The sequence below is a fragment of the Cupriavidus basilensis OR16 genome, from assembly GCF_000243095.1.
Taxonomy (GTDB): Bacteria; Pseudomonadota; Gammaproteobacteria; order Burkholderiales; family Burkholderiaceae; genus Cupriavidus; species Cupriavidus basilensis_D.
In genome coordinates this window covers 1-251 of the sequence record NZ_AHJE01000181.1, presented here as the reverse complement: position 1 = coordinate 251, position 251 = coordinate 1, and the positions used below count along the sequence as shown (strand labels likewise).

Sequence of the window (251 nt, the reverse complement as noted above, 5' to 3'; positions counted from 1 at the left end):
GTCGGGTTGTTCACCGGCGTGGCCGCCGGCACCGCGCCGCCGGGGGTTGCCACGGGGCCTAGCGAGATGACTTGCTGCGGGCCGGTTGCGGGTGGCGTGGGTTGTGTCGGGCTGGTGTAGCCGTTCACCAGGGCGGCGCCGGTGACGTCGACCTGGCTGCCCATCAGGTTGCCGGTGTTGAGCACCTGGCCGCCGGCCGTCACCGACAGCGCGTTGCTGGCCTGGATACCGGACTCCAGGCTGCCGAGCGT

The 251-nt window shown here is 72.1% G+C and carries 1 protein-coding gene; it reads right to left on the bottom strand.

Annotated elements, in window-relative coordinates; genetic code table 11:
- On the bottom strand, positions 1-251 hold a 251-nt coding region (locus OR16_RS37400), incomplete at both ends, for a hypothetical protein (protein ID WP_006164330.1).